This window comes from Acidobacterium sp. S8, from assembly GCF_009765985.1.
Taxonomy (GTDB): domain Bacteria; phylum Acidobacteriota; class Terriglobia; order Terriglobales; family Acidobacteriaceae; genus Alloacidobacterium.
In genome coordinates this window covers 151,982-163,664 of sequence record NZ_LMUM01000021.1, presented here as the reverse complement: position 1 = coordinate 163,664, position 11,683 = coordinate 151,982, and the positions used below count along the sequence as shown (strand labels likewise).

Here is an 11,683-nt window from a genome sequence, read left to right as displayed (position 1 = left end):
TCGCGGTGAGATGGCGCCCTTCTCGACAAGCACATCGAGATTGATCACGTGTTGCCAGTAATCAGAGCCATAGATCACCACCGTGATCTGCTTCGCCAGTTTTTTCGTCTGGGCCAGCGTCAGCAGCTCAAACATTTCGTCGAGCGTGCCGAAGCCTCCGGGAAAGACGACGAGCGCTTTGGCCAGGTATGCGAACCAATACTTGCGCATGAAGAAGTAGTGAAACTCGAAGTTGAGCGCAGGCGTGATGTAGCGGTTCGGCATCTGCTCAAAGGGCAGCTTGATGTTGAGGCCAATGGTTTTGCCGCCTGCTTCGTAAGCGCCTCGATTGGCGGCTTCCATAATGCCAGGGCCACCGCCGGAAGTGACGACGAAACGGTTGCGCTGTGATTCTAATGACATGCTCCACTCGGTAAGCATGTGGGCGAGGCGACGAGCATCTTCGTAATAGCTGGCCATCTCCACTGCCGCTTTGGCGCGGCTCAGTTGCAAAGCGCTGGCATCGCCTTCAGGCTCGCGGGCCGGCTGTTCTTCTTGGGGAGCGGATTGTCGCGAGCCGGTGTTTTCCAGCAGCTCAAGATCGTGAGTGGCTTCGTCGCGCGCGCGAAAGCGCGCCGAACCAAAGAAAACAACCGTGTCCTGGATGCGCTCACGTCGGAAGCGCGCCAGCGGCTCAGAGAATTCAGAAATGATGCGAATGATCCGGCCGTCGTGGCTGTTTAGAAAATCCGAATTTTCGTAAGCAAGCGGGGCACTTTCAAGCGGCAAAGGATCGTTATCAGGCATGGTCACGGTTCACGGTATTCGATTGCATCGCTGACGGCAATCCAGATATTGAGCAGCCCAAGTCCGGAGATGATGCCGCGGACTACGCCATTTGCCGCGAGCCACGCAACCTGAGGGAAGAGCTGAAAGAGATGATTTTCGTCCCAGAGATGCGTCCATGGCAGCGCGACGACCAGCAGGCCGAGATAAAGGCGCACAATGACGCGCACGAACAAATCAATGCGGCGTAACCACACCGGCGTTCGATGCGGATGAGTAACGAGACGAGGCGCAGGTTTAGAAGCGGGTTCGGCCGAGCCGTTTGGTGCGTTGGACGAAAACAGGTTCGGCTGATAAGACATGAAATCGATGCGAGTAAACAATGCGTCCTAAACGCAAAGCCGCTCTTTTCAAAACAGTAACACAGCGGCCGAATGGTTTCAGCGCAGAAGATCGAAAGGAGCGGCTGGATGACTGCCTGGCGCGGGGAATGCCGATCGCTCTTTTCAAGTATCGGAATGGAAACCGGTTCAACGCAAAATGCGAAGCCAAACTTTCTAATGATGGTTACCAATGAATACACAGGGCGTCTACATCCCTACATCCCTGCCGAGTAGACATGTTGTGGAACACAAATCTAAAGGAGAGACTGTGAAAAAGATTGGATTATTGATTCTGGCTGCAGCGCTGGCAACAAATATAAATGCACAGGTATACAAGAGGGCTTCCGATGGCCATGTATCGGCCCAGGATGACAGTTCCCAAAGCCGCGAAAAACTGAAAGCAATCCAGCCCAATCTGACAGCTTTGCATTATGGATGGCAATCTGTTGACGGTATCAATCTCTTTTATCGTGAGGGCGGTCCAGTCGAAGCGCCCACTCTTGTGTTCCTGCATGGCAGTCCGACTTCTTCCATCATGTATCAGTCCGTAATGGAGCAGCTGGCGGCGACGGGTCTATTGCACGTCATTGCAATGGACTATCCATCGTATGGATACTCCGATGCTCCGAACCATGAAGAGTATCCATATACGTTTGATCATGTTGCTGAGACCGTGGCGCATTTCCTCGCAGCCAGAAACATCAAGCGATACGCGCTTTACATGCAGGATTATGGAGCACCCATAGGCTTTCGGCTCATGCAGGCTGCGCCCGATCAGGTTTCCGCAATCATCGTTCAAAACGGCGTGATCCATCTCGATGGATTTCCTTTCGCCCAGGACCCGAATGGCAAGCTCCGAAGCTATTGGCGCAATCGCGACTTAACGAGCGATAAGCAATTCGCGGACGAAGCGGCACATACGCCCTTCCCAGGTGCGTCCAATTGGACCCTGGGACCGGATGTAAACCCGGACAATGAATTGCTGACGACCATCTCGCAACAGCGTCCCGGTGTCGTCGATGCGCATCTCGACTTGTGGTTCGATTCGGTTCAAACCTGCCGCGCTATCCCGAGTGGCAGGCACTGCTGAAATCGCTTCATATACCCGTTGAAGTGATATGGGGGAGCCGCGACAACTTTTTTACCGTGCCGGGCGCTGTCGCCTATCTGCATGAGGCTCCCAGGGCGGAGATACACATTCTCGACGCAGGACACTTTGCAACGCTTGAAGTTCCCGATTCGATTGCAGCCCTGGTTGCAGATTTCGCGCGCCGGAATGATCTGCGCTGAGAAGTGCGATGCGCAACGATGGAATTCTCTCGATGAGAGCAAAAAATATGAGGCCCGGAATACGGGCCTCATATTTATATAAGACAGAATTTACGCCGTAGGCACGGCGTGACGCTTGGGACGGCGGTTCGCCTGCAGTATCTTCTTGCGCAGGCGCAGTGATTTCGGCGTGACTTCGACCAGCTCGTCGTCGGCGATGAATTCGATCGACTGCTCGAGATTCAACAGGCGCGGCGGCGCGAGACGGATAGCATCGTCGGCGCTCGAAGCACGCATGTTGGTCAGTTTCTTTTCACGCACCGCGTTGACGTCGAGGTCGTTGTCGCGCGAGTGCTCGCCCACGATCATGCCTTCATAAGCTTCGACGCCGGGCTGCACGAAGAGCGTGCCGCGGTCCTGCAGACTGTCGAGCGCGTAGGCGGTGATGTTTCCGGAGCGGTCGGAGATGAGTGCTCCGGTGAGTCTTTGCGGAATTTCGCCCTGATATGGGATGTATCCGTCGAAGAGCGCATTCATCACGATAGTGCCGCGCGTCTCGGTCAGCATTTCCGAGCGCAGGCCGATGATGCCGCGGCTGGGTACGCGGAACTCAAGGCGCACGCGGCCTGAACCGTGGTTGTGCATCTTGACCATTTCGCCTTTGCGAGGCCCAAGGCGCTCGATCACGGTGCCGACAAAGTTTTCCGGAATGTCGATCGTGAGGTGCTCGACCGGCTCCATGACTTTACCGTCGATGGTGCGGGTGACGATCTCAGGGCGGCCTACCTGCAGCTCGTAGCCTTCACGGCGCATCATTTCGATCAGGATAGCGAGCTGCAATTCGCCGCGGCCCAGGACCTTGAAGCTGTCCGGGCTGCCCGTGTCTTCGACGCGGATCGAAACGTTGGTGAGCAGCTCTTTTTCCAGGCGCTCACGCAGGTTGCGCGACGTTACGAACTGACCTTCGCGTCCGGCGAAGGGCGAATTGTTCACCGAGAACTGGATGGCGATGGTCGGCTCGTCGATGACGATGGCGGGAAGCGGCGCGGGGTTCTCGATACCGGTGATGGTTTCGCCGATGGTGATGCCTTCCACTCCGGCGACGGCCACGATGTCGCCGATCTCGGTGGCTTCGATGTCAACTCGCTTCAATCCGGCGAAGCTGAAGAGCTTGGTGATGCGCGTCTTGTGCAGTGAGCCGTCGCGTCGGGAGATGTTGACTTCGTCGCCGGTGCGCAGCGTGCCGTTGAAGACACGGGCGATAGCAAGGCGTCCCAGATAATCTGAATAGTCGAGATTGGTGACGAGGATCTGCAGCGCGCCGTCCGCGTCACCGCTGGCTGGCGGTATGGTGCTGACGATGGTTTCAAAGAGCGGCTGCAGGTCGGTTCCGGGCGTGGCGATATCGGTGGTGGCGAGGCCGAGCTTGCCGTTGGTGTAGAGCACGGGGAAGTCAAGCTGGTCTTCGGTCGCGTCGAGATCGATAAAAAGATCGTAGACCTCGTTCAGAACTTCCTGCGGACGCGCGTCAGGACGGTCGATCTTGTTGATGACAAGAATGGGCTGGAGGCGGGCTTCCAGAGCCTTCGAGAGCACGTAGCGGGTCTGCGGCAGCGGACCTTCGGAGGCATCGACCAGCAGAATGACGCCATCGACCATTTTCAGGGCGCGCTCGACTTCGCCGCCAAAGTCGGCGTGGCCGGGGGTATCAACGATATTGATCTTCGAGTCGTGATAGAAGATGGCCGTGTTCTTGGCGAGAATGGTGATGCCGCGCTCGCGTTCGAGGTCGTTTGAGTCCATCACGCGATCGGTAAGGGCTTCATTGGCGCGGAAGGTGCCGGCCTGGCGCAGCATGGCGTCCACGAGCGTGGTTTTGCCATGGTCGACGTGGGCGATGATGGCTACATTGCGAATCGTGGTGCTCATGGGCGCAGATTTCCTCTTCTCTTCTTAATACAGTCTAAAAGTTTCGCGGGGTGCTGCTTGGCTGGACATGCAGGCAGGGCAGCGGGAACTGAATTCCTGTATATAGTTTACCAGCAGTTGCGGGATTTACTCGTATTTGAGCGACTCAACGGGGTCGAGCTGCGCAGCGCGGTTGGCCGGCAGGGTGCCGAAGATGACCCCCACTACGGTCGAAGTCGCCAGCGCGATGATCACGGAGAGGCCCGAGATCGGGATGCGGTAGTCGGTAAAAATCCGCACAGATATAGGAAGCGCGAGACCGATAATCGTGCCGACAAAGCCGCCGCTGAGCGAGATGAAGATGGCTTCGATCAGGAATTGGAGCTTGATCTCGCGCGCGGTCGCGCCCAGCGCTTTGCGTATGCCGATTTCTCGGATGCGTGAGCGAACCGTGGCCAGCATGATGTTCATAATGCCGACTCCGCCTACGGCAAGCGTGACCGTGGTCACAAGCAAAAGGACGATCGTGAGGGCATTAGCAATGGACGCAGCGGTGGTTAGAAGCTCTGTTAGCGTCGTCGTCCTGTAAACGGAATTCTTGAGATGCCGCGCGCTGACGACGTCCCTGATCTGCTGGGCTGCGGCTTCCACATCGTTCTTATCGCGGATGGTGAAGAAAATCTGCTTTACGCTGTCGGTGCCCGTGAAGTAGCGGCCTACGGAATACGGAATGAGAATCGTCTGGTCGGCGATTTCCGACTGCCCGAAGGTATCAACGCTCTCTCTGAAAGTCCCGACGATGGTGAAGGGAATGCCGCTGATCTGGAAACTCTGGTTGATCGCGGCGTCCTGGCTGCCGAACATCTCCTGCGCAAAAACCTGAGTGACGACGGCCACAGGCGTGTGCGTCAACTCATCCTGATCATCGAAAAATCGGCCGGCGAGCACTTTCAGGTTGCGCACCTGTTGATATTGCGGACTTACACCTAATACAAGTAGTTGTTTTTCTGTCCCATTAATGCTGATGCGGTCATGCATCTCCAGCATTGGCGATGAGTACATGACGGATGGCACTTGTTCATCGGCGGCGCGCTCATCTTCGCGCGTCAGATAATCGCTCTGGAAGTTGTTGACCGAGCCGGTGCCGCCGCCGGAGTACTCGATATACACCATATTGGTGCCGATACTCTGCAGCAGGTTAAGAATGTAGTCTTTGCCAGTGAGGCCGATCGTGCTCACCAGAATCAATGATGCCGAACCAATGACCATACCGAGCGCGGTAAGCGCGAAGCGCACCTTGCTCGCACGAAAGCTGTCGATGGCCAGAAGCACGATCTCGCTGAGTAACATCGTGCGCTTGGCGCTGGCCAGCGTCTTCTCAAACGATGCTCTCGGCGATAACCGTGTTGTAACTGGATTCATCGGTCTTAACGTCCCATTCCGCAGCCTCTATGGTACGCGCAGATACGGGGCTAACTCAAAGACCTGGGTGGGGAGCACTTCAGCGCAGGCGCTCGATGACCACAGGGCGCACAAGGTAAAGAAAGAAGATCAGGTTCACCAGGATCATTACAATCAGCGGAGCCTGATGAAAACGCAGCATCATATAAATGCCGTAGCACATGGAAAGAAAAGCCGCAGCCAGTGACAGGGCCCATCCCCAGCGGCGCTGCTGCAGCAGTCCGCTGGCGGCAGCGGCAAAAAAGGCGCAAAGCAGTACGACAGCAATTGGCAGATGATGCGTAATCACGCCATAAAGCCCGACGCCACAGAGCAGCAGCATCCATAGTGCGACGGCAGCCATACCCGGCAGCGGCCCGGAAATTTGTTTCTGATTCGTCATAATGTGTGCAGATAGGCAAGCAGCGCCTGAAGCTGCTCGTCGTCCATCGAGTCTCCCAGTGAGGGCATCATGCCGCGCCCATGCAGAATGATATCGGTTACGCGGTCGTCGTTGGCCGGGGCACCGTTGCGCAGGTATTTTCGGCGGTAGATCCCGAAGAGACCCGGTCCATGCAGGGCGGAGTCGCTATTGGCGTAATGACATCGGGCGCAGCGGCTGACAAATACCTGCCTGCCTTCTGACTCCTGTGGCGTCAATTGGCTTAAAGGCTTTGAAGGCGGCAGGGACGGACCGCAACCGGTCAGGAAAAGGCACGCTGCCATGCCCCAAAAGAATTTCTGCTTGCTCGACAAGTTACTGCCATCATAGCAGCGCGTTCCGATGAAACTTTTTGTGTACGGTGGATAGCATGAACTTCTTCAGCGGCGGCATTATCGGCTTTTTCTTTGGCTTCGGCTTCGGTGTTGGCTGCGCCCTGGCGGTAATGTATTCGATCTACACGGGGGGATACCGCAGGGCCATTGAAGATTCTCTGCGTGAAGAAAAATCAGACCGTTACCGTCATTGGTTACCCAAGATTCAGGCAAAGCTCGAAAAAGAACGCTTTGGTGCTTGATTCACGGCGAAATCCATGGGATTATCCTGCACGCCTTGTTCCCCAGCGGCATAAAAATTCTCAATACTGTAGTGACAAAAGTCCTTATAAGCATATAAATTTCAAGGTTCGCTGCATCAAAAGTAAGCAGAGATGAGCGGCGTGGAAAATACCATCGGAGTTGGTGAATGGCTTCCCCACTCATTCCCGTTTCTCTCACTTCGGTTGAATTGAAGGAGATTATTTATGCAGGTTTTCTGTCTGGCAACACCCGAATCGGCTGATTTGCAATGCAAAGTCTGTGGTCAGCACTACGCGTTGTACTTTGACAAGTCTCACGAGCAACTGGAACATGCAATGCAGCTAGTCCAGGAAGCTTTGGAGCAACACCACAACAGCAGCGCAGAGGCCACGGTCCATCCGGAGAAGGCATTCAACGTGCCCGCATGGCATGGCCCGGCGCACATGTCCGGCGCGGCCATCCTCGGCGGTGCTCCGCCCTGGGTCGCGTAGGCAGGTTCTCGTTGTTTTACACAGCCCGAAGAATATTCTCGTGCTTCGGGAGCGATCATGTTCGAACGTTATTCGAAAACATGCCTGCAGGTGATCATGATTGCCCGGCTGGAAGCCGGGCTACTTGGTTCAAAGTCTATTGATACAGAACATCTGCTCATAGGCATTGTGCGTGCCGAAACGGCGTTGCTCGAACAACTCTCCGTATCTCTTTCCGCAGCGGGCGTGCGAGAAGCAGCTGCCCGCTGGCAACAACCCGAAGACCGAATCCCCAACTCAGTTGATATGCCTCTGACAGAGGATGTCCAAAAAGTCCTGCACGAGACAGAAGTCGTCGCAGATGCTGGCGGTTGTCAGACTTTTCGCACAGAACACGTGTTGCAATCGCTCCTGATCGTCCCTGACACGCACGCCTCTACGCTTCTGCAAGAGGCTGGCTTCTCGGCTGAAAAACTGGCGGCTTACATGTCCACTTTGAATTGCAATGAGCCGCAGGAGCGTGACGCCATAGAGAAAGACGAGCTTTTAGTGCGTCTTGAGAGAAACCATCTTCGAAAAATTGATCGCTAATCAAAAACGCCATCCCAAAGGATGGCGTTTTTGTTACCGAGAGCGATGGATTACTGTTCGCGCTTCCAGTTGACCAGGTCGCCGAGCGTCGTGGTCGAGCTTGAAACCGGCTGCTTGTAAGATTCGACTTCCGCACGGCTGGCTTCTTCGCCAACTGCGCGCAGGCTGAGTCCGACCTTCTTCTCATCAGCGTTCATCTTGATGATCTTGAATTCGTGCTCCTGACCTGCGTCGAGCTTCACCGGCGTGCCGTGATTGTCCGTTGCCTCAGAAACGTGGCACAGACCCTCAACACCCTCGGCGATCTCAACAAACGAGCCGAACTGCGCCGACCGCAGAACCTTGCCGTGGACAACATCGCCCACGCGATGCTGGGCAAAGAATGTCTCCCAGACATCAGGCTGCAGCTGCTTGATACCGAGCGAGAGGCGGCGGTTTTCCGGCTCTACGCCCAGAACGACAGCCTTGACCTTTTCGCCCTTCTTCAGCACTTCGGAAGGATGCTTGACGCGCTTGGTCCAGCTCAGGTTCGATACGTGAACCAGGCCGTCAATGCCGTCTTCAATCTCGATAAACGCGCCGAAGTCGGTCAGGTTGCGAACGCGGCCTTCGACGTTGGTGCCTGCCGGGTAGCGCTCGACCAGGTGCTCCCATGGGTTTTCGAGGAGCTGCTTCATGCCAAGCGAGATGCGGCGGTCGTTCGGGTTGACGGCAAGGATCACCGTCTCGACTTCGTCGCCGGGCTTGACCAACTTCGACGGATGCTTCATCCGCTTCGACCAGGTCATTTCCGAAACGTGTACGAGACCTTCGATGCCCTGCTCCAGCTCAACGAATGCGCCGTAGTCAGTCACGCTGAGGACGCGGCCACGGACATGGGCGCCAATGGGATAGCGCTCAGTCGCGTCGAGCCACGGATCAGGCGTCAGCTGCTTGAAGCCAAGCGAAACACGCTGCTTATCTTTGTCAAACTTTAGGACCTTGACCTGGATCTCGTCGGCAACATTGACCAGATCGCGCGGGTGCGTCAGACGACCCCACGACATATCGGTAATGTGCAGCAGTCCGTCGATGCCGCCGAGGTCGACAAATGCGCCGTAGTCGGTCAGGTTCTTGACGGTCCCGGTGAGAATGCTGCCCTCTTCCAAGTGCTCCAGTGTCTGCGAACGCTTGTGGGTCTGCTCTTCTTCCAGAATTTCCTTGCGGGAGACGACCACGTTGCCACGCTTCTTGTTCAGCTTGATGACGCGGACTTCGATCTGCTGGCCGATATAAGCGTCCAGGTTACGGACAGGGCGAATTTCCAGCTGTGAGCCGGGCAAGAACGCCTTGATGCCGACATCGACGGTCAGACCGCCCTTCACGCGTCCGAGAACCGTGCCGGTGACAAGGGTCTTCTCGTTGGCAGCCTTCTCGATCGTGTCCCATACGCGGTGCCGCAGAGCTTTTTCATAGCTCAGCAGGTAGCCACCTTCGGCCTCTTCGCGCTCGATCACGACCTCGACCGTCTCGCCGGCTTGCAGCTTGGGCTGGCCGGTGTGGTCGAGAACCTGCTCGATCGGAATCAGACCTTCCGACTTCATACCGACATCGACGACCACGTGCTTATCGGTCAGCTTGATCACTGTGCCGGACACAACATGGGTATCGTCGAACGCCTGCGCAGCGGCTTCGGCAGCCTGCTCACGGTCAAATGACTCGAGCACGGCGGCAAAGTCTTCCATGCTGTTCAAATCCGGCTCTTCTTCAGAGAGCTCAGACGCAACAGCTACGGAGTGCGTGGGTTCTAATGATGCGGGGGAAGTGGATTCCGAGGAAACGGCTTCCGGGTTATGGGTGGGTTCGATGGACGGCTCAACGTGATCCGTCGCTGCTTCCAGCGTTGGGGTTTCAAGTTCGGTGTTCAGAGGATTGCTCTCGGTTTGTTCAGAATTTAGGACGTCTGCCATAACAGCCAGCTCAGTAGGATTCAGGGTCGGCGGCCCCGTGGTCGCCCTGCAGGCTCAGCGCTGCAGATTTCCTTCGCTCACACCTTTTGATTCAATCCAGCCGGCGAAGATTCGGGAATCATCACACCCGGATGTTGGGCGCTACGGAAGGTTCTCAGCAGGGAGACAGTGGAGTATGCGAACAACTCAGTCTCCGGTTTGGGAGCATTCCGCCAGGCAGGAACATGCAGGAGCGGTGATTACAGGGCTACGTTAGAATCCCGCGCACATAAGCCCTGTTGAGATTAAGGATAGAACTGCATGCTAACAGTGTCAATTTATTCGGCTTAGATTCACGTATTTGCAAAGAAATTAACCTGTAATTTTCCGCCAAGTCACAATCAATCTATAATTTGCACCAAATTTAGTGCAAATTGTGGCAAGGGTAGAAAAAAGTCCGAAACCGGTCTTCCTCACTTTAGAATGCGCGCCATGAGGAAACTCGCCTATTTGCCGCTTTTTCTGGCTGTCTGCGCCTTTGCCGCCGACAAACTCTCCGCGCCGCAACTGATCGACCTGGCAAAATCCAACAATCCGGCGCTGCGGCAGGCGATTGAGTCCAGTTTTACAGCGAAAGATCTGCAGGAGGGAACGGCCTGGGCAGGTCACGGACCGGATTTCTTCTTTGCCGTGCAATCGACCGCTGAGCCGTCCCTCTCTATCGATACCAGCCCGGACAATACCTCAGGCGGCATGCCCATGAAGCATCTGCCTGGCTCCGACCTCTGGTACGCGACTGAATTTATTGAGCCGCTGGGCAGACTGCATTCCTTCCATTACATCGTCAACGGAAAGTCCTTCGGAGGACGCCTCGATCTGCCCGCCTTCGGACCGCTTTCCTATCTGCAGCCCGATATTCCATCCGGCACGTTATCGCCAAAGCTCATCCACACCAGCAAAATTTATGACGGCATGAAGAGCGAATATTGGACCTACGTGCCCGCGCAGTACGATCCCAAGGTTCCGGCGGCGCTCATGGTCTTTCAGGATGGCGAGGGCTACGGGAAACGAGACGGCGATCATCCGGTGCTGGACGTCATCGACAATCTGATTGCGCTCAAGAAAATTCCGGTTATGATTTGCGTCTTCATCAATCCCGGCGACATCAGCGATTCGCCCGGCACGCCGACCTATAACTTCGTAAAAGGGTATTCCGACAAATGGCACCGCACTCTTAAAGACTCCATGCGGAGCACCCTCTACGACACAGTTAGCGACCGGTATGCACGCTTTTTGCGCGACGAAATCCTCGCCGATGTAGAAGCCAAATACAACATCCGCAAAGATGCTTACAGCCGCGCCATCACGGGGCTTTCCTCAGGCGGAATCTGCTCCTTTAACGCCGCGTGGCAGATGCCTGACCAGTTCAGCCGCGTGCTCACCTGGATTGGCAGCTTCACCAGCATCCAGTGGCAGGAGCGGCCGGACATCCACGATGGCGGACAGGACTATCCGGAAAAAGTTTTGCGTGAGCCGAAACGCAATATCCGCGTCTGGCTGCAGGACGGTGCCAACGACATGGAAAATGACCGCTACGGAAGCTGGCCGCTGGCGAACATCCGCATGGCCAACGCCCTCAAGCTGAAGGACTACGATTTCCATTTCAGCTTCGGCAAAGGCACGCATAACGCCGGCCAGGGCGCCGCAGAGTTTCCCGAAGAGATGATGTGGCTCTGGCGCGACTACGACCCAGCCAAGACTTCACAAACCTACGAGATGGAGCCATCAGAAAAGAGCAGACCACTGTTTCGCGTGTCGATCGCGAATCGCACTGCTGAATAGGAAACTTCGATGAAAAGAAAGGGTGCCCAATGTCTCGCAGAGACATTGGATCTTTCAAAACTCGAAT

Annotated in this window: 13 protein-coding genes; 6 read left to right on the top strand and 7 right to left on the bottom strand. The window is 55.9% G+C overall.

Annotated features, from left to right (window positions below):
• Together GSQ86_RS07800 and GSQ86_RS07795 are read right to left on the bottom strand one after the other, a co-directional pair.
• The coding region (locus GSQ86_RS07800) for an LOG family protein (RefSeq protein WP_158749395.1) at positions 1 to 786 on the bottom strand (786 nt) is incomplete at its 3' end.
• A gap of 2 nt (positions 787 to 788) precedes the next feature.
• Positions 789 to 1,148: a hypothetical protein gene (locus GSQ86_RS07795; RefSeq protein WP_158749394.1), complete on the bottom strand. Its 360-nt coding sequence runs from the start codon at positions 1,146 to 1,148 to the stop codon at positions 789 to 791.
• A gap of 268 nt (positions 1,149 to 1,416) precedes the next feature.
• Here GSQ86_RS07795 and GSQ86_RS07790 point away from each other — a divergent pair, with 268 nt between their 5' ends.
• Positions 1,417 to 2,238: an alpha/beta fold hydrolase gene (locus tag GSQ86_RS07790; protein ID WP_158749393.1), complete on the top strand. Its 822-nt coding sequence runs from the start codon at positions 1,417 to 1,419 to the stop codon at positions 2,236 to 2,238.
• Complete coding sequence (locus GSQ86_RS22950; RefSeq protein ID WP_216841048.1) at positions 2,184 to 2,438, top strand: alpha/beta fold hydrolase; 255 nt, start codon at positions 2,184 to 2,186, stop codon at positions 2,436 to 2,438. The genes GSQ86_RS07790 and GSQ86_RS22950 overlap by 55 nt, the downstream gene beginning before the upstream one ends.
• A gap of 90 nt (positions 2,439 to 2,528) precedes the next feature.
• Here GSQ86_RS22950 and typA read toward each other — a convergent pair whose 3' ends face one another.
• The 4 genes from typA to GSQ86_RS07765 form a co-directional block, all read right to left on the bottom strand.
• Complete coding sequence (gene typA / locus GSQ86_RS07780) at positions 2,529 to 4,346, bottom strand: translational GTPase TypA (protein ID WP_158749391.1); 1,818 nt, start codon at positions 4,344 to 4,346, stop codon at positions 2,529 to 2,531.
• A gap of 126 nt (positions 4,347 to 4,472) precedes the next feature.
• On the bottom strand, positions 4,473 to 5,747 hold the full coding sequence (locus GSQ86_RS07775; RefSeq protein WP_158749390.1) for an ABC transporter permease: 1,275 nt from the start codon (positions 5,745 to 5,747) through the stop codon (positions 4,473 to 4,475).
• A 79-nt stretch (positions 5,748 to 5,826) separates the two neighbouring features.
• Positions 5,827 to 6,168, bottom strand: coding sequence for a DUF2127 domain-containing protein (locus GSQ86_RS07770; protein ID WP_158749389.1), 342 nt, complete (start codon positions 6,166 to 6,168; stop codon positions 5,827 to 5,829).
• The gene (locus GSQ86_RS07765; protein WP_158749388.1) at positions 6,165 to 6,491 is read right to left on the bottom strand and encodes a cytochrome c; all 327 of its coding nucleotides are present in this window, start codon (positions 6,489 to 6,491) and stop codon (positions 6,165 to 6,167) included. Before GSQ86_RS07765 ends, GSQ86_RS07770 begins: the two co-directional genes overlap by 4 nt.
• Positions 6,492 to 6,577: 86 nt before the next feature.
• Here GSQ86_RS07765 and GSQ86_RS07760 point away from each other — a divergent pair, with 86 nt between their 5' ends.
• The 3 genes from GSQ86_RS07760 (at position 6,578) to GSQ86_RS07750 (ending at position 7,846) form a co-directional block, all read left to right on the top strand.
• Complete coding sequence (locus tag GSQ86_RS07760) at positions 6,578 to 6,784, top strand: hypothetical protein (RefSeq protein WP_158749387.1); 207 nt, start codon at positions 6,578 to 6,580, stop codon at positions 6,782 to 6,784.
• A gap of 225 nt (positions 6,785 to 7,009) precedes the next feature.
• Positions 7,010 to 7,276 (top strand): hypothetical protein, encoded by a 267-nt coding sequence (locus GSQ86_RS07755; RefSeq protein WP_158749386.1) that lies wholly within the window; start codon positions 7,010 to 7,012, stop codon positions 7,274 to 7,276.
• Between the two features lie 57 nt (positions 7,277 to 7,333).
• Positions 7,334 to 7,846, top strand: a complete 513-nt coding sequence (locus GSQ86_RS07750; protein ID WP_158749385.1) for a Clp protease N-terminal domain-containing protein — start codon at positions 7,334 to 7,336, stop codon at positions 7,844 to 7,846.
• 50 nt (positions 7,847 to 7,896) lie between these two features.
• Here GSQ86_RS07750 and GSQ86_RS07745 read toward each other — a convergent pair whose 3' ends face one another.
• A complete protein-coding gene (locus GSQ86_RS07745; protein WP_158749384.1) occupies positions 7,897 to 9,795 on the bottom strand; it encodes a 30S ribosomal protein S1 in 1,899 nt (632 codons plus the stop codon).
• A 471-nt stretch (positions 9,796 to 10,266) separates the two neighbouring features.
• Here GSQ86_RS07745 and GSQ86_RS07740 point away from each other — a divergent pair, with 471 nt between their 5' ends.
• Positions 10,267 to 11,616 (top strand): esterase family protein, encoded by a 1,350-nt coding sequence (locus GSQ86_RS07740; RefSeq protein WP_158749383.1) that lies wholly within the window; start codon positions 10,267 to 10,269, stop codon positions 11,614 to 11,616.
• Positions 11,617 to 11,683 lie beyond the last annotated feature (67 nt).